The 16,537-nt window shown below is 73.6% G+C and carries 19 protein-coding genes; 9 read left to right on the forward strand and 10 right to left on the reverse strand.

The genetic code is table 11. The features are described 5' to 3' along the window. From ACPCK6_RS27375 to ACPCK6_RS27390, 4 genes are all read right to left on the reverse strand, one after another. Window positions 1-282: ATP-binding cassette domain-containing protein (locus tag ACPCK6_RS27375; RefSeq protein WP_423482630.1), on the reverse strand; the 282-nt coding region annotated here is incomplete at its 3' end. Between the two features lie 16 nt (window positions 283-298). Further along, window positions 299-1,288: an ABC transporter permease gene (locus ACPCK6_RS27380; protein ID WP_423482631.1), complete on the reverse strand. Its 990-nt coding sequence runs from the start codon at window positions 1,286-1,288 to the stop codon at window positions 299-301. 63 nt (window positions 1,289-1,351) lie between these two features. Further along, window positions 1,352-3,100, reverse strand: a complete 1,749-nt coding sequence (locus tag ACPCK6_RS27385) for an ABC transporter substrate-binding protein (protein ID WP_423482632.1) — start codon at window positions 3,098-3,100, stop codon at window positions 1,352-1,354. Between the two features lie 57 nt (window positions 3,101-3,157). Then, the gene (locus ACPCK6_RS27390) at window positions 3,158-4,165 is read right to left on the reverse strand and encodes an ABC transporter permease (protein ID WP_423482633.1); all 1,008 of its coding nucleotides are present in this window, start codon (window positions 4,163-4,165) and stop codon (window positions 3,158-3,160) included. 408 nt (window positions 4,166-4,573) lie between these two features. Here ACPCK6_RS27390 and ACPCK6_RS27395 point away from each other — a divergent pair, with 408 nt between their 5' ends. The 4 genes from ACPCK6_RS27395 to ACPCK6_RS27410 all read left to right on the forward strand — a co-directional run bounded on the left by ACPCK6_RS27395 (window position 4,574) and on the right by ACPCK6_RS27410 (window position 6,671). After that, the gene (locus tag ACPCK6_RS27395) at window positions 4,574-4,975 is read left to right on the forward strand and encodes an SSI family serine proteinase inhibitor (RefSeq protein WP_423482634.1); all 402 of its coding nucleotides are present in this window, start codon (window positions 4,574-4,576) and stop codon (window positions 4,973-4,975) included. A gap of 119 nt (window positions 4,976-5,094) precedes the next feature. Continuing rightward, window positions 5,095-5,985, forward strand: a complete 891-nt coding sequence (locus ACPCK6_RS27400) for a pentapeptide repeat-containing protein (RefSeq protein ID WP_423482635.1) — start codon at window positions 5,095-5,097, stop codon at window positions 5,983-5,985. Window positions 5,986-6,119: 134 nt separating this feature from the next. Further along, window positions 6,120-6,374 (forward strand): preprotein translocase YidC, encoded by a 255-nt coding sequence (locus tag ACPCK6_RS27405; RefSeq protein WP_396883606.1) that lies wholly within the window; start codon window positions 6,120-6,122, stop codon window positions 6,372-6,374. 36 nt (window positions 6,375-6,410) lie between these two features. Then, window positions 6,411-6,671: a hypothetical protein gene (locus ACPCK6_RS27410; RefSeq protein ID WP_073829398.1), complete on the forward strand. Its 261-nt coding sequence runs from the start codon at window positions 6,411-6,413 to the stop codon at window positions 6,669-6,671. Here ACPCK6_RS27410 and rnhA read toward each other — a convergent pair. After that, window positions 6,590-7,156: a ribonuclease HI gene (gene rnhA / locus ACPCK6_RS27415; RefSeq protein WP_423482636.1), complete on the reverse strand. Its 567-nt coding sequence runs from the start codon at window positions 7,154-7,156 to the stop codon at window positions 6,590-6,592. The genes ACPCK6_RS27410 and rnhA overlap by 82 nt on opposite strands. A 70-nt stretch (window positions 7,157-7,226) precedes the next feature. Here rnhA and ACPCK6_RS27420 point away from each other — a divergent pair, with 70 nt between their 5' ends. Both ACPCK6_RS27420 and ACPCK6_RS27425 read left to right on the forward strand, forming a co-directional pair. Further along, complete coding sequence (locus ACPCK6_RS27420; RefSeq protein ID WP_423482637.1) at window positions 7,227-8,015, forward strand: tyrosine-protein phosphatase; 789 nt, start codon at window positions 7,227-7,229, stop codon at window positions 8,013-8,015. Window positions 8,016-8,088: 73 nt separating this feature from the next. Continuing rightward, window positions 8,089-9,207, forward strand: a complete 1,119-nt coding sequence (locus ACPCK6_RS27425; protein ID WP_423482638.1) for a serine hydrolase domain-containing protein — start codon at window positions 8,089-8,091, stop codon at window positions 9,205-9,207. On the opposite strand, the gene ACPCK6_RS27430 is transcribed toward ACPCK6_RS27425, so the two are convergent. From ACPCK6_RS27430 to ACPCK6_RS27450, 5 genes are all read right to left on the reverse strand, one after another. Beyond that, window positions 9,204-10,388 carry a lycopene cyclase family protein gene (locus ACPCK6_RS27430; RefSeq protein ID WP_423482639.1) on the reverse strand — a complete coding sequence of 395 codons (1,185 nt, stop codon included), beginning with the start codon at window positions 10,386-10,388 and terminating at the stop codon, window positions 9,204-9,206. The genes ACPCK6_RS27425 and ACPCK6_RS27430 overlap by 4 nt on opposite strands. A 48-nt stretch (window positions 10,389-10,436) precedes the next feature. Further along, window positions 10,437-11,684 (reverse strand): MFS transporter, encoded by a 1,248-nt coding sequence (locus tag ACPCK6_RS27435; RefSeq protein ID WP_396883602.1) that lies wholly within the window; start codon window positions 11,682-11,684, stop codon window positions 10,437-10,439. Between the two features lie 42 nt (window positions 11,685-11,726). Beyond that, window positions 11,727-12,872: an RNA polymerase sigma factor gene (locus ACPCK6_RS27440; RefSeq protein WP_423482644.1), complete on the reverse strand. Its 1,146-nt coding sequence runs from the start codon at window positions 12,870-12,872 to the stop codon at window positions 11,727-11,729. A gap of 8 nt (window positions 12,873-12,880) precedes the next feature. Further along, window positions 12,881-13,318: a YciI family protein gene (locus tag ACPCK6_RS27445; RefSeq protein WP_396883601.1), complete on the reverse strand. Its 438-nt coding sequence runs from the start codon at window positions 13,316-13,318 to the stop codon at window positions 12,881-12,883. Between the two features lie 170 nt (window positions 13,319-13,488). Further along, entirely contained in the window at window positions 13,489-13,905 is a 417-nt protein-coding gene (locus tag ACPCK6_RS27450; RefSeq protein WP_423482640.1) for a DUF6069 family protein, read from the reverse strand. Between the two features lie 169 nt (window positions 13,906-14,074). Between ACPCK6_RS27450 and ACPCK6_RS27455 the strand changes: the two genes are divergently transcribed. From ACPCK6_RS27455 to ACPCK6_RS27465, 3 genes are all read left to right on the forward strand, one after another. After that, window positions 14,075-15,178 carry a sensor histidine kinase gene (locus ACPCK6_RS27455; RefSeq protein WP_423482641.1) on the forward strand — a complete coding sequence of 368 codons (1,104 nt, stop codon included), beginning with the start codon at window positions 14,075-14,077 and terminating at the stop codon, window positions 15,176-15,178. Beyond that, window positions 15,175-15,849: a response regulator gene (locus tag ACPCK6_RS27460; protein WP_423482642.1), complete on the forward strand. Its 675-nt coding sequence runs from the start codon at window positions 15,175-15,177 to the stop codon at window positions 15,847-15,849. The genes ACPCK6_RS27455 and ACPCK6_RS27460 overlap by 4 nt, the downstream gene beginning before the upstream one ends. Window positions 15,850-16,091: 242 nt before the next feature. Continuing rightward, window positions 16,092-16,537 (forward strand): hypothetical protein (locus ACPCK6_RS27465; RefSeq protein WP_423482643.1); only part of this gene is annotated, 446 nt, incomplete at its 3' end.

A 16,537-nucleotide genomic window follows, 5' to 3' on the forward strand; every position in this document is an offset into this window, starting at 1 on the left:
CACCTCCTCCTCACCCAACCCCACCAACTGACGCCCACCCACCCAGATCTCCCCCGAGATGGCCGTCCGCTTCACGTTGTGCAGACCCAGGATCGCCAGCGACGTCACACTCTTACCCGACCCGGACTCCCCCACGATCCCCAGCGTGCGACCCCGCTCCACCGCGAACGACACCCCGTCCACGGCCTTGACCACGCCGTCCTCGGTGTCAAACCGCACCCGCAGATCCCTGACCCGCAGGTACGGGTCCTCGCCGCGACGCGGCGCCGGTAGCTCCACCATGTCCGTCTCCTCCTCCTCAGCCCAGCCGGACCCGTGGGTCGATCACCGCGTACAGCACGTCGACGACGATGTTGGCGACCACGATGAACACCGCCGCCAGCAGCACCGTCGCCATCACCACCGGCAGGTTGAGGAACTGCACCGCCTCCACTGTCGCCTTGCCGAGACCCTGGAGGCCGAAGATGGTCTCGGTGATGAACGTGCCGCCGAGGCTGGTGCCGATGTCCAGCCCGGCGATCGTGACGATCGGGGTGATCGCCGCCCGCAGCGCGTGCCGGGTGTGCACCGTCCGGGCCGGCAGGCCCTTCGCCCGCGCGGTACGGACGAAGTCCTCCGACAGCGTCTCCAGCATCTGGGCCCGGGACAGCCGGGCGTACAGCGCCGAGTTGAGGAAACCGAGCGTCATCCAGGGCAGCAGCAGTCCGGTTGCCCAGCGCAGCGGACTCTCGGTCAGCGGCGTGTAGCTGGGGAACGGCAGCAGGCCGGTGGAGTAGACGAGCAGGTAGAGCAGGATCAGCCCGAAGAAGTAGACCTGCATCGACGCCCCGGCCAGGGTGACGCCGATGGCGGCGCGGTCGAACGCCGTACCCCGGCGTAGTGCCGACACCATGCCCAGCGAGACGCCGAGACCGAGCCAGAGCACCGCGCCGCCGAGGACGATGCTGAACGTCACCGGGGCGCGCTGGGCGACGATCTCGGTTACCGGCTGGTTGTTGCGGAACGAGTAGCCGAGGCAGGGCGCCGGGCAGTCCTGCCGGAAGTCGCCCTCGCCGTAGGTCCGGCCGGCGAAGACGCCGCTGACGAAGTCGGCGTACTGCCGGGGCAGCGGCTGGTCGATGCCGAGGCGGCGCTCGACCTGGGCGATGTCCTCGGCCGTGCAGTTCTTGCCACACATCACCTTCGCCGGGCTGCTGGGCACCGCGAAGAACAGACCGAACGTGACAAGGCTGATGACGACCAGGGTCAGGGCGGCGACGAGCAGCCGCCGTACGACGAAACGGAGCACGGGAGCACCTCCCCCGGGGTGGGCGCGGGGGCGGCCGCCGTGACAGCCGCCCCCGCGCGGCTGTCACTTCTTCACGTAGATGCCGTTGAGCGAGATGATCCCGAACGCGTCGCTGAGGAAGGCGTTGCCGACCTTCGAACCGTGCAGCTCGTAGGTGGCGTCGTAGTAGCAGGGCACCACAGGGGCGAACTTGTCCATGATCATGCGGTCGAGCGCCATCCAGCCGGCGTCCTGCTCGGCGGCCGGCAGGTCGCGGACCCGGTCGATCTCCGCGCTCACAGACGGTTCATTGAGGTACGACAGGTTCTGGTTGCCCTCGGCCACGATCTCCCGTCCGTCGTAGACCGGCGGGATGACTGTGGAGCCGGTGGGCCAGTCCGAGCCCCAGCCGGTGAGGTAGAGGTCGTACGGGTTGTCCTTGCGACCGACCTCGTCGTAGTAGCTGCTGTTGTCGATCGGCTTCATCACGATGTCGAAGCCCATGTCGGTGAGGTTCTTGCGCAGCGCCTCGGCCTGCTGGGTGCGCAGCTCCAGGTTGGAGTGGGCGAGGACCAGCTTCGGCCGCTTGCCGGCGAGCAGCTCGGCGGTCTTGGCCTTGTCGCCGGTGACCGGGGCGTTGAACAGGTCGTAGGGGACGAACCCGGCGGTGGTGGGTGACATGAGCGTGGTCGCCGGCGTCCCGGCGGCCTGCCCGCCGAGCACCTTGAGCAGGGCGTCCTTGTCGACCGCATAGTTCAGCGCCCGCCGGACGCTCAGGTCGGTGACCCGCTGGGTGTTGATGCTCAGCACCCAGTTGTACTGCGTCGGACCGCGCACCACCCGGTCGGCGACGCCGGATCCGGTGGTGCGGGGCAGCACCGACGGCGGCACGTCCGACCAGCTCAGCGCCGCCTGGTCGGCCGGCCCGTCGGCGACCAGGCGCTCGGCGATCTGGGCCTGCTCGAGGCCGAACGTCATCCGGATCGCGTCCGGGTACGCGTTGCGGATCGGGTCGGTCGCCGGATCCCAGTTCGGGTTGCGTTCCAGCTCCAGCGACACGTCGCGCTGGTAGGTCTTCACCCGGTACGGCCCGGACGAGAACGGCCGCAGGTCGTAGTTGGCGCGGGTGTCCTTCGCCGCGGGCACCGGCGCGCTGGTGGGCAGCGCCGCCGCGTACGGCAGGTCGCAGTGCGGCTGCGGGAAGGTGAACCGGATGGTCCGGTCGTCGGGGGTGGCGACGCCGTCGGGCACCGGCTTGCCACCGTCGTACGGTCCCTTGTAGGTGGCGTTGTACGCCCCGCCCGGGTAGAGCCACTGCTGGATGTAGTGCGGGCCCTCGTTGAGGTTCGCCGCGAACGACCTGGCGATGCCGTGGGCGACGTCCTTGCTGGACACGGGCGTGCCGTCCTCGTACTTCACGCCGTCGCGGAGGGTGAACTCCCAGACCTTGCAGTCGCCGTCGACGTCCTTGCCGGGGTTGGTGGCCAGGTCGCCCACGAGCAGCAGCTTGCCGGTGCCGTCCTCCTTGTAGCCGTTGAGCGCGCGGTAGAGCAGCCCACCGGCCACCTGCTGCACGTTGACGTAGTTGCGGGCCGGGTCGAGGTGCTCGAAGTCGGCCGGCTGCATCACGGTGAGGGTGCCGCCACGGGTCGCCCCGGCGACGTCCTTCGCCGGGCCCTGGTTGTCGGCGGCCTCGTACGAGATCGAGCCGCTCTGGGTCTTGGTCTTCTGGTCGTCGCCGCCCCCGCCGTCGTCGGTGGTGGGGCTGCAGCCGGCGGCGGCCAGCGCCGCCGCGGCGAGGACACCTGTCAGTGTCCGGGTTCGTGCACGCACGGTGTGCTCCTTCCTGCCCGGCGGCCCCCGCCGGCCGGGCACTGATGGCCGTGGGGACTACCGGGTGGAGCGGGGGTCCAGCGAGTCGCGCAGCGCGTCGCCGAGCAGGTTGAACGCCAGGACCAGCAGGAAGACCGTCAACCCGGGGAACAGGGTGTACCAGGGGTCGCTCGCGACGTAGCCGATGCTGTTGAAGATCATGCGGCCCAGGTCGGGCGTGGGTTCGGTGACGCCGATGTTGACGAACGCCAGCGCCGCCTCGATGGCGATGAACTGCGGCACCATCAGCGAGACGGTGACCAGGATCGGCGCCCAGATGTTCGGCAGCAGTTGCCGCAGCAGGATGTGCGCGGTGCCGGCGCCGGCGGCCCGGGCCGCCTCGACGAACTCCCGCTCGCGCAGCGAGATCACCTGCCCGCGGACCAGCCGCGCGGTGTACGTCCAGCTGAACAGGCCGAAGGTGGCGACGATCAGGGCCACCCGGAAGGCCGGCGACGGCGCCTCCCGGTCGGAGTAGAAGCGGTCCTGGAGGATCGGGATGACCGCGAGGGCGAAGATGAGGAACGGGAACGCCAGCGTGAGGTCGATCAGCCAGTTGACGACGCTGTCGAGCCAGCCTCTGGCCCACCCGGCCAGCACACCCACGGCGACACCGATGCCGGATGCCAGCAGCGCCGAGGCGAACGCGATGAACAGGGACGTCCGCAGGCCGTAGACCAGTTGCATCAGGATGTCCCGCCCGCTGCCCGGTTCGAGCCCGAGCCAATGGTCGGCGCTGATTCCGCCGGCGTACCCGATCGGCATTCCGAAATCGTTCAGACGGTCGGCGAACTTGTCGGTCGGGTCGATTCCGGTGAGCCGTTCCAGCAGTGGCGCGCCGAGCGCGACTAGGGCGGCGACGGCGAGCGTGACGGCGCTGGCGCGGGCCGTACGGTCGCGTTTGAGCCGCATCCAGGCGAGCCGGCCGGGTGACCGGCCGACGAATTCGCCGGGCCGGCCGACAGGGCCGGGAACGGCCTCGACATCGGGGCCGGGAGCGGCGGGTGGGTACGACAGTTCGCTCATGAGCAGTCCTCCCGACGGGGACGAAAACGCCCTGCCACCCGACGGTAATGCGCTATGAGGCGCTCAAAAGAATCGTTCCGGTAACGGCTGTTCCGGTTGTCGTGCATTGACAACGATCCGGCGTACGGAATGCATCGGCGCAATAACGGCTCGATTCGGTTGTCAGCCTTTCAGGTGGCCGTTCCGCGAATTCGGAATGCGTTGCCGCAAGGCACTCGGGCGGTTGTCAGCCGTTCGGGCATTCCCGTGCGCCGATGTCACACCGACCGGACAGCAGGGTCGACTGGTGTAACACTTCGTGACTCTTCGCGTTCACACCGTCCACCTAGGGTTCTCGGCGGTCCGGTTCGCACGACGTGCCGGGCCGTCCACCGGCCCTCACCCGGGGCCCCGACGGAAGGACCACCCATGCCCTTCGCCCGACGTACCGCCGCTGCGGCCCTGGTCGCCGCGCTCGGCGGCCTCGCCGCGCCGGCCTCCCCCGCGCAGGCCGCGCCGCGCCCCGGCCCGGAGACCCCCTCGGTGCTGCTGCTCACCGTCGACGACGGCGCCGGCCCGCGCGCTACGGTGCTGACCTGCGGGCCCACCGGCGGCCTGCACCCCGACCCGATCACCGCCTGCCGGCTCGTCGCCCGCGTCGACGGCGACCTGGACGCGCTCGACGTGGACGGCGCGCCGTGCACGTCCCAGTACGACCCGGTGACCGCGCGTGCCGTGGGCGTCTGGCAGACCCGCCGGGTCTCCTACACCCGGACGTTCACCAACGCCTGCCTGATGCAGCGCACCACCGCCTCCCTCTTCACCTTCTGACCCCGCCCCCCACCTCGTCGCGTTGATCATGAGGTTGGCGGCGGTTCCGGTCCGTTTTGTCGCCGTCAACCTCATGATCGACGGGGTGGGGCGGGAGGTGGGCGGGTGGAGTGGGGACAATGGCTGCCGTGTCGGGAGGAGGACGGGTGGGTGGCGGGCGGGAGTTGCGGGCGGACTGCTCGCGTTGCGCCGGGGTGTGCTGCGTCGCTCCCGCGTTCACCGCGTCCGCCGACTTCGCCATCGACAAGCCCGCCGGGCGGCCCTGCCCGAACCTGAGCGCCGACTTCCGCTGCGGCATCCACACCAAGCTGCGGCAACGCGGCTTCCCCGGCTGCACCGTGTTCGACTGCTTCGGCGCCGGTCAGCACCTCACGCAGCACACGTTCGCCGGCCGCGACTGGCGGGCCGACCCGGCCACCGCACAGCGCATGTTCGACAGCTTCGCCGTGCTGCGGCCACTGCACGAACTGCTGTGGTACCTGACCGAGGCGGTACGCCTGACCCCGCCCGGCCCGCTGCGCGACGAGCTGACCGCCGCGCTCGACGAGACCGGCCGGCTCACCGACGGCACCCCCGACGACCTGCTCGCCCTCGACGTCGACGCGCACCGGGACCGGGCCAACCGGCTGCTGTCCCGCGCCGCCGACCAGGCCCGCGCCGGGCGGGCCGGCCTGGACCGCCGGGGCGCGACGCTGATCGGGGTGGACCTGCGCCGTACCCCGCTGACCGGGGCGAACCTGCGCGGCGCCTGCCTGATCGGCGCCGACCTGCGGGGCGTACGCCTCGGCGCCGCCGACCTGACCGGCGCGGACCTGCGCGGGGCCGACCTGCGCGGCGCGGACCTCGGCGAGTGCCTGTTCACGCACCAGTCACAGCTCGACGCCGCCCGCGGCGACCACCGCACGGTCCTGCCGCCGGGCCTACGCCGCCCGTCCCACTGGTCCCTGACCCTGACCCCGACACACCCCCAGCCCCGCCGGCGCCACCCCCGCCCCCGACCCCGGCGGTGATCAAGGAGTTCGGGTCCGGTTCGGGACACGAACTCCTTGATCACCGCGAGATGGGGCGGGCGCGGGGCCGGGTTTGGTGGGGGTGGGGTGGGGTAGGCGGTGCGGACGACTGTTGGCCGACGGGAGGGGCCCCGGTGGGATATCGGGCACGCGACGGTGCGGAGCCGGTCGACCCGGCGCACGCCGAGGACGAGGCCGGGCAGGTGCCGCTGGTGCAGACGGCCGCGGACACCGACGTGCCGGCGCCCGCTCCCGGTGCGCCGAAACCGGACGAGGTGACCGAGGACGACGGATCCGGCATGGCGGGCGGCGCCTCCGGGAGCAGCTCGGGCGGCTCCTCGATGCCGACCCACCCGGACGCGGCCCGCGGGCGGGACGCCGCCCGCTGAACGTTTGCCGTCACCCGCTGCGGGCAGGAGTGCGACATGACCAGTGAAGAGTCCTTCGGCCGCGCGGCCGGCGACGAACCCGACGGCGCGACCGCGTACGAGGCGTCCCTGCGCCCGCCGGGCGAATCCCTGCACACCACCGACGACACCGGTGACGACTTCGCCGACCTGCCCGCCGAGGACCGGCGCTCGGCACGCGAGGTCAGCCGCGCCGGTTACGACGTCGAGGCGGTCTCCGGCACCGGCGACCCGTCCGAGGAGCCGGAGGAGATCGAAGAGGGCCGGCCGCTGCGCTGACGCGCGCGCGGGGTGGCGGCCAGGCCGGCGCCCCGCGCCTCGGTCATGCCCCGGTTCGCCAGCGCGTCCGCGCGCTCGTTCTCCGGGTGCCCGTTGTGGCCCTTCACCCACAGCCACGTCACGTCGTGCCGGGCGCAGGCCGCCTCCAGCGCCTGCCACAGGTCGGCGTTCTTCACCGGCTGCTTCGCGGCGGTCAGCCAGCCGTTGCGCTTCCACGCGTTCAGCCAGCCGGTGATGCCGTTGCGCACGTACGTGCTGTCGGTGTGCAGCCGTACCGTGACCGGGCGGGTCAGGCTCTCCAGCGCCCGGATCGCGGCGGTCAGCTCCATCCGGTTGTTGGTGGTCGGGGTGGCCTCGCCGCCGCACAGTTCCCGCTCGTGCCCGCCCCAGCGCAGCACCGCGCCCCACCCGCCGGGCCCGGGATTGCCGCTGCACGCGCCGTCGGTCCAGATCTCCACGACCCGGCCGGTCTCCGCCTCCGCCATGCCCGGCAACCTACCGGGTACGCGAGCACGCGGGACCACCCGACCCGCCGTGCCCGGCTAGCGTGCCGGTATGACCGCTCCCCCGGACTTCGCCACGCTCTGCAACTTCCGTGACCTCGGCGGCTGGCGGACCGGCGACGGCCGCACCGTCGCCCGGGGCCGCCTCTACCGCTCCGACTCACTGGCCAAGCTCGCCGGTGAGGATCTGGCACGGTTCGCGGCGCTCGGCGTCCGCACCGTGATCGACCTGCGCTACCCGTGGGAGATCGCCGACCGCGGCCGGGCCCCGGAGAGCCTCGGCGTCACCTGGCACAACCTGAGCATCGAGCACCGGCCGTACGTGCAGGCCGACATCGACCCCGGCGTGGACCCGTGGCGCTACCTGGCCGACCGGTACGCCGAGGTGGCCGAGGACGGCGTGGCCGAGCTGCGCCGGGCGATCGAGGTGATCGCGGACGGCGAGCACCCGCTGGTGTTCCACTGCGCGTCCGGGAAGGACCGCACCGGGCTGCTCGCCGCGCTGGTGCTGTCAGTGCTCGGCGTCGACGACGACCAGATCGCGGCGGACTTCGCGCTCACCGAGCACGCCACCGACCGCCTGGTGGCCGAGTGGCGGGACCGCAACGGCGGCGCGACGCCCGGCTGGCCCGCGTACGGGCGGGCGCCGGCCGAGATCATCCGGCTGGTGCTGGCCGAGCTGCGGGCCGCACACGGTTCGGTGCACGGGTACGTGACCGGCCGGCTCGGTGTCGGCGAGGAGACGATCGACGCGCTGCGCGCCCGGCTGCTCACCGGTGACACGAACCCGCTGCCCACCCAGGGCACCACCGGCAGTACGCCGACGCCGGCCGCCCGGTAGAGCACCGCCCGCCGCCGCCGGCCCCACGAAAACCGGACGACGCCGATACGGCGGTCTGGCACGCTGCGGGATCGTGGACACGCGGTGGGACGGCCTGCGGGCCGAGGTACGGGCGACGATCGACGAGCTGGTCTCCTCCGGCCGGGAGACAGGTGTGCAGGTGGCCGCGTACCTGGACGGGGTCGCGATCGTCACCGAACAGGCCGGGCTCGCCGACACCACCACCGGCCGGCCGATGACCGCCGGCACGCCCGTGCACGCGGTCTCCACCGGCAAGGGACTCACCGCCACAGTGGTACACGTGCTGGCCGAGCGGGGACGGCTCGACTACGACCGGCCGCTCGCCGCCGTGTGGCCGGAGTTCGCCCGGCACGGCAAGGACGGCATCACGCTGCGGCACGTGCTCACCCACACCGCCGGCCTGCCCGCGCTGCCCGCCGACGTCACACCCGAGGACTTCACCGACTGGACGCGCATGTGCGAGCTGCTGGCCGGCGCGCGGCCGCTGTGGGCACCCGGCGAACGGCTGGCGTACCACGCCTGGACGTGGGGCTGGCTGGTCGGCGAGGTGGTGCGGCGGGTCACCGGCGCCCCGGTGTCGCGGGTGCTCGCCGAGGAGGTGGCCGGGCCGCTCGGCGTGGACCGGGAACTGTTCCTCGGCGTACCGGAGGCGGACCTGCCCCGGCTGGCGCGGCTGGAGGACGCCGGCCTGTCCGCGCTGATGACCTGGGCCGGGGCCAACCTGCCGCACTTCGACGCGGTCGCGCCACCCGGCGTACGGCCGGACACCGTCATCGGCTCCCGCCCCGACGTGCTGCGCGCCGACGTGCCGTCGGTCGGCACGATGAGCGCCCGCGCGGTGGCCCGGATGTACGCGGCGCTGCTCGGCCCGGTCGACGGGGTACGGCTGATCTCCGCCGAGCGGATGCGGGAGGTGTCCGCCCCAGCGGTACGCGCACAGGAGTGGGTGTTCGGGCAGGAGAGCACGTTCGGGCTCGGGTACGCGGTCGACGACGACGGATCGTTCGGCACCGCCGGTAGCGGCGGCAGCCTCGCGTTCGCGTACCCGGACCTGGGGTTGACCGTGGCGGCGGTGCGCAACCGGCTCGGCGCGGGCGACGGCGACCCGATGGAGCACCTGCGGACGCTGGTGCGCGACCGCGTCACCGAGGCGACCGGCCACCGAGGCTAGCGGCGCAGGCGGGCCCGCAGCCGCCCGGCCGCGTCGCCGAGCACCGCGCCGGTCATCGGCAGCAGCGGGCTGGACCGCATCACCGCCAGGTCCTCGGCCGGTCTGGTCACGCCGTCGAGGAACCGCAGCACCCGCTCCGGCGGGTTGCGATCGAACAGCCGCTCGAAGAACTCCACCCCGCCGACGTGCCCCCGGTCCAGCGCGCGCAGCGCCACCGCGTCCATCCACAGGTGCCGGCCCGGATACGCGGGCGCCGGCACCGGTGGACGGCCGGCGGCGAGCGCCAGTGCGACCTGGTCGGCCTGGCGCAGCATCGCGGAGAACGTGAATCCGGTCGACGGACGGGTCGCCCCACCGGCGGTGCCCAGCCGCACCACCCGAGGGCTCGGGCGGGACTCGAACGGGCCGTCGGTCATCGGGATCACGCCGTCCTCGACCTCCCGCACCCGCAGCGCGGTCAGGTCCAGCCCGAGCAGGTCGGCGTACCCGCGCAGCGCCGCGTCGTAGCCCGCGTCGTCGAGCAGGGCCGGGCCGAACTCGGTGTACTCGACCAGCGCGAACCGGTCGTCGACGGGCAGCACGTACCCGAACGAGACGCCGCGCTGCGGCTGCGGCGTGCGGAAGTCCATCAGTACCGCCCGCTGCGGATCGAACGTCGGCCGGTCGGCGGACAGCCACCAGCCACGGAAGTGCTGCAGCCAACTGGTCCGCCCCGGCCGCCCCGGCCGCCGGGGCCGCGAGTCGAGCACCCACCCGGCCCGCACCAGGTCCCGGCCGTGCGGGTCGCGGACCGTGACCCGCTCACCGTCGTCGCGCAACTCCCCCGCCGGGGCGCTGATCCGGACCGCGTCCAGCCGCCGCTCCGCCGCGGCAGCCCGGTCGTAGACCGGGGCGGAGCGGAGCATGGCGTACCGCAGGGGGTCGAGCGTGAGGACGCGGCGGCCGGCCGGCGTGACCACGTCGACCTGCGACCAGCTCGCGCTCAGCAGCGGGTCGAGGTCGTCGCCGGGCAGGCCCCAGAACGCCCAGGTGCGGTCCTGGCCGCGCTTGTGCACCGGGTCGACCACCGCGACCCGCAGCCCGGTCACGTCGTGGCGGTCCAGCGCGGCCAGGACCAGGGACGCGGCGCCGCCGCCGCCGACCAGCGCGAGGTCGACGTCGACCGGGAAGGAAGCGTGCATCCGGCCACGCTGCCACATCGGCGCAGGCGGCCATCGGCCGACCCGCGCTCAGGCCACCGGCGCGGGCTTCTGCGGGGCCGGGTCGGCGTAGGCGGCGGCCACCGTCGCCCGGTCGAAGACCCGCCACGTCGCGGCGATCACCGCGACCGCCACCACGAAACCCACCCAGTACGGCGCGGTGATCCCGAACCGGGCCGCCACCACGCCGCCGAGCAGCGCGCCGACACAGTTGCCACCCGCCGCGACGAACAACGTGGTGCTGCCGACCCGGCCCATCAACTCCGGCGGGGTGAGCCGCTGCCGCAGCGAGTTCGCCACGATGTTCCACAACGCGCTGTGCGCCCCGAACGCGAACAGCGCGAACCCGACCACGGCCGCGCTGCGGGACGCCGCGAGCGCCAGGTGCAGTCCCGCCTCGATCAGCAACCCGGTCCGCACCGTCCAGGTGGGCGTGATCGCGGCGATCAGCCGGTCCCCCACCAGCGAGCCGAGCACCCCGCCCACGGCCATGCAGGTGAACAACGCGCCGTAGCCGACCGAGCCGAGGCCCAGCCGCTCGGTGGCGAGCAGCACCAGCACCGCCACCGCTGCGGTGAGCGTGACGTTGAGCAGGCCGATCAGCACGGTCATGGTGCGCAGCAGCCGCTGCCGCCACAGCCAGCGGAACCCCTCCGCGACCTCCGCCCGCACCGAGCGCCGCCCGTCCGGCGCCGCCCCGCCCCGGTACGTCCCGGCGAGCAGTCCGACCAGCACGGCGCTGAGCGCGTACGTGCCGGCGTTGAGGGCGAACGGCAGCGACGCCGCCAGCACGAACAGGAACCCGCCGAGCGGGCCGGCGATCATGTTCTGCATCACCTGGGTGCCGCCGCCCAGCCACCCGTTGGCGCGTTCCAGCAGGGAGCGCGGCACCACCGCCGGCAGCACCGCCTGCGCGGCGGTCCGGAACACCACCTCGCCGGTGTTCACCACGAACAGCACCGCGTAGAGCAGCGCGATCCCGGCCCGGTCGGCCAGCATCGCCGCGGCGAGCACCGCGAGCGCGCCGACGCGTACCCAGTCGATGAGCACCATCAGCCGCCGCCGGTCCACCCGGTCCGCGAGTACGCCGCCGGGTAGCGCGAACAGCAGCCACGGCAGCCACGACACCGCCGCCCCGGCCGACACCACCAGCGGATCGTCGGTGATCGACGCCACGTACAGCGGCGCGGCCACCGTCGCCGTCCCACTTCCCAGTGCGGACAGCGTGCTCGCCGTCCACAGTCGGGCGAAGCGCCCGCCGAGCCGTTCCCCCGTCACGGCGAGGCAACCTACCAGCGGCGACGCGCGCCGCCGACCGGTTTATCCGGGGCGGCGGCTGTTGAGGCGGGCCGCCTGCCGGTGCAGGTGGTCGCGTTCGGCCAGGCTGGACGCCCGGCGGGCCGCCTCCGCGTACAGGCGCGCCGCCGTGTCCGGGTCGCCGTCGCGTTCGTGCAGGTACGCGGCCACCGCCGTGTACCGGGGCAAGGTGTCGTCGAGCGCCGCGAGCGCCGCCAGCCCGGCGCGCGGGCCGTCCGCCTCGCCGACCGCCACCGCCCGGTTGAGCCGGGCGATCGGGCTGCCGGTCAGGCGCACCAGTTCGTCGTACCACTCGACGATCTGCACCCAGTCGGTCTCCGCCGCGGTGGGCGCGTCGGCGTGCAGCGCCGCGATCGCGGCCTGGGCCTGGAACTCGCCCAGCCGGTCCCGGGACAGGGCGGTCTGGAGGATGCCCACGCCCTCGGCGATCAGCGTGGTGTCCCACCGGCTGCGGTCCTGCTCGGCCAGCGGCACCAGGCTGCCGTCCGGCGCGGTACGCCCGGCCCGGCGGGCGTGGTGCAGCAGCATGAGCGCGAGCAGCCCGGCCACCTCGGGGTGGTCGATCGCGGCGGCGAGCTGCCGGGTGAGCCGGATCGCCTCGGCCGCCAGGTCCACGTCGCCGGAGTAGCCCTCGTTGAACACCAGGTACAGCACCCGCAGCACGGTGGCGACGTCACCGGCCCGATCGAAGCGGACGCCGGACACGGTGCGCTTGGCCCGGCTGATCCGCTGCGCCATGGTGGCCTCCGGCACCAGGTACGCCTGCGCGATCTGCCGGGTGGTGAGCCCGCCGACGGCGCGCAGCGTCAACGCGACGGCCGACGACGGGCTCAGCGACGGATGGGCGCAGAGGAAGTAGAGCCGCAGCGTGTCGTCCACCGCCGGCACCGGCCCGGGCGGCGGCTCCTCGTCCACGAGATCCTCACGCCGGCGCCGGGCGGCGTCGGCGCGGACCACGTCCAGGAACCGCCGCCACGCCACGGTGACCAGCCAGCCGCGCGGATCGCGGGGCATGTCGTCCGGCCAGACGCGCAGCGCCTCGATCAGCGCGTCCTGCACGGCGTCCTCGGCCGCCGCGAAGTCGGCTCCGCGGCGGACGAGGACACCGAGCACGCCCGGGATGAGGCTGCGGAGTGCGACCTCGTCCATCGGACGGATCACTCGGTGATGGTGGGCGGCGCGGTCAGGAACGGGCGCAGCTCCAGCCACTCGTGGATCGGCTTGCCGCCCTGCCCCGGCGCGGCCGACAGCTCGGCGGCGAGTTCGAGGGCCCGCTCGTAGCTGTCCACGTCGATCACCATCCAGCCGGCGATGAGGTCCTTCGTCTCGGCGAACGGCCCGTCGGTGACCGGCGGGCGTCCCTCGCCGTCGTAGCGGACGAAGGTGCCCTCCGGGGCGAGCGCCTGGCCGTCGACGTACTCACCGCTCTCCTGCAGCCGCGCCGCGAACTCCTGCATGTAGTGCACGTGCGCGGAGATCTCCTCCGGCGTCCACTTGTCGATCATCGGCATGTCGGTGATCGGGGTCGGGCCGCCGCGGTAGTGCTTCAGGAGCAGGTACTTCATGAGTGTCTCCTCGTGGAGGGTGCGACCCATTCTGGCCGCGTTCACTCCGGGGACGAAGCCGCCCGTCCGTTCTCGACATCACTGGCGAAGGACTTTTCGGGCGTCACATCGCGTCCGCCGTCCTAGGAGGCTAGTTCTGACGGGTCCGGACCGCCTGCCCCCGTCGCGGCGGTCCGGACCCCTCAGCGGATCGCCGCGCGTCAGCGGGTGGCGGTCCGGCGCAGGCCGGTGATCAGCACCGCGCCCGCGACCAGGTGCAGCGCCACGAGCGTCAGCGTCGCCCCGCTCCCCGCTCCCCCGCCCAGCGGCCCGAGCAGGGACACCAGCAGCACCAGGCCCGCGACCACCGTCCAGGCCGTCCGGGCGCGGGCGGTGAGCCGTTCCAGCAGGGCCAGCAGAGCCCAGCCGGCCAGCCCGGCGAGGAGCGTGCTCACCACCACTGCCACCGGCGTCACCCGCTGGTCCGTGGAGCCGCTGCGCGCGATCAGCTCCACCCCCGCGACCGGTACCGCGACCACCCAGCCCAGCAGCGCGGCGGCGGTCGCCGCGACCACCGTGAGCAGGCGGTCCCGGCGGCGGTTCGGGCGGGCGGCGACGGTCGGGATCGTGGTCTCCATCGGTGACTCCTCCACATCGGGACGACTGCCGGAAACGCTAGGTCCGGCGGGCCGCCACGCGGATCGGGCCGCGGAGCGGTTCCCGGCTCCGTCGGCGGAACGACCAGCGGCCCGGATCTCCGTCCGGCGACCGATGAGAAGCGGTGGACCGGCGGCCTAGCATCCGGACATGAGGTGCGCGTCCCGGTCCCGGTTCCTGCTGCTGCTCGACGGCGGCATCGCCACCGCGAGCCTCGCCGTCTGCCTGCTCGCGCTGCTGGCCTCCGACGCCGGCCCGGACACGACCGGCGCGACCGCCGTCGCGGTCGGCCTCGCCGTGGCGCAGGCGAGCTGTCTGCTGTGGATCCGACGCCACCCGGGGTACGCCCTCGGCGTCGCCGCGCTGGCCGGCGTCGGCCTGGAGGCGCTCTGCCCGCAGCTCGGCTGGCTCGGCCTGGTCGCCATCCCGATGGCGTACACGGCCCGGCTGCGCCCGCCCCGGTACTCGCTCGTCGCACTCGGGCTGCTGCTGGCGCCCACGCCGTGGAAGCTGGTCACCGGCGGCTGGCGGGACCTGCTGCTGGCGGTGACCGCGCTGACCCTGAGCTGGACGCTCGGCGAACTGCAACGGGGCCAGGCGCAACGGCGCTGCGCGTGGGAACGGCAGGTGCTGGCGGCCGAGCGGGAACGCATCTCCCGGGAACTGCACGACGTGGTGGCGCACCACGTCGCGGTCATCGCGGTGCAGGCCGCCGCCGCCGAGGACGTGTTCGACGAGCACCCGGCGCAGGCCCGCGCCGCGCTCGCCGCGATCGACACGGCGGCCCGGTCGGCGCTGACCGAACTGCGGGCCATGCTGCACGCGCTCGCCGTCGACGACGGGTCCGCGCAGGGCGGGCCGCAGCCGGGGCTGGCGCAGCTCGACGCGCTCGCCGACGCGGTACGGGCGGTCGGCCTGCCGGTGACGCTGCACCGGGAGGGCGACGGCGAGGCGCTACCCGGCGGGGTGCAGCTGTCGGCGTACCGGATCGTGCAGGAGTCGCTGACGAACGCGCTGCGCCACGGGCACGCCACCCGCGCCGACGTGGACGTCCACTACCGCGACGGCGTACTGCGGCTGGAGGTCGTCAACGACGGTCCGGCGCCCGCCCGCCGGCCCGGTACGCCCACCGGGCGCGGCATCGTCGGCATGCGGGAACGGGCCCGGCTGCTCGGCGGCACACTCGACGCCGGCCCGCTGCCGGCCGGCGGATTCCGGGTCCACGCGCGACTGCCGGTCGGAGCGGGCCGATGACCGTACGGGTGGTGGTCGCCGACGACCAGGAGCTGATCCGCGCCGGGCTGCGCACCGTCCTCGACGCGCGGCCCGACCTGAGCGTGGTCGGCGAGGCCGCCGACGGCGTCGAGGCGGTCGCGGTGGCGACGCGGACGAGGCCGGACGTGGTGCTGATGGACGTGCGGATGCCCCGGCGCGACGGCATCGCCGCCACCCGGGACCTGGTGGCCGCCGGCAACCCGGCCCGGGTGGTCATGCTGACCACGTTCGACCTGGACGAACACGTCTACGCGGCGTTGCGCGCCGGGGCCAGCGCGTTCCTGCTCAAGGACACCCGCCCGGCCGACCTCGCCGAGGCGGTACGCGTGGTGGCCCGCGGCGAGGCCCTGCTCGCGCCCACCGTGACCCGGCGGCTGCTGGACCGGTACGCCGACCGGCTGCCCGCGCCCGCGCCCGCGCCCACCGCCGACGCGCTCGCCGTGCTGACCGCCCGCGAGCGGGAGGTGCTGACACTCACCGCGCGGGCACTGTCCAATGCGGAGATCGCTGCCCGGCTGCACCTGAGCACCGCCACCGTGAAGACCCACGTCTCGGCGATCCTCACCAAGCTGGGCCTGCGGGACCGGATCCAGGCGGTGGTGCTCGCGTACGACACCGGACTGGTCCGGCCGGAGCCACCGGTCCGGTAGCCGCCGAACCGGACAGCGGACCCAGACGTGCCGAACCGGGACGGCACGCCGCCCGGCCTGGCCCGGCATGTCCGGCGTCTCGTGGCGGCAGGGAGCACACCGGACGGCAACGAAGATTTCTCAATTACCCCCAGTGACCGCCGTAACCCTCCTAGTGTTGGCCACACCGGTGCTCGTCACGGAGTTGGCCACCCGAACGACGTCCCACGCCTACAGCGGACGAAAAGTGAGGGAAGACGCGGATGAAGGCACAGTCATTTCTCGGATCGGCGGCGTTCGGCGTGGGCCTCGGCGCACTGCTGCTCCCGGCCGCCGCGCTGGCGGACACCAGAGTCTCACCCGCCACCACCCCGGTCGGCGGCACCGTCGTGCTGACCACGACGTGCAACCCGAACGCCGGTGACGCGATCTTCCGGGTCACCGGCCCGGACCGTGACCAGAACGTCCGGTCCACCACTGCCGCCGCCGGCGGTGGCCTGAGCGCCGAACTGTTCACCGCCGGGTTCACGCTCGGCACGTACACCGTCGCCACCACCTGCGGCGACGGCAGCGACGGCGGCAGCGCCACGTTCACCGTCACCCCGATCGGCGGCGCGCAGGCCGGTGGCGGCGGACACGACGGCGACACCGGAGTGCTGATCGCCGGTGGCGTGCTGGCCGCCGGTGCGCTCGCCGGAGGCGCGTACGC

Origin of the sequence: Micromonospora sp. AB353 (assembly GCF_049538395.1) — a bacterium.
GTDB lineage: Bacteria > Actinomycetota > Actinomycetes > Mycobacteriales > Micromonosporaceae > Micromonospora > Micromonospora aurantiaca.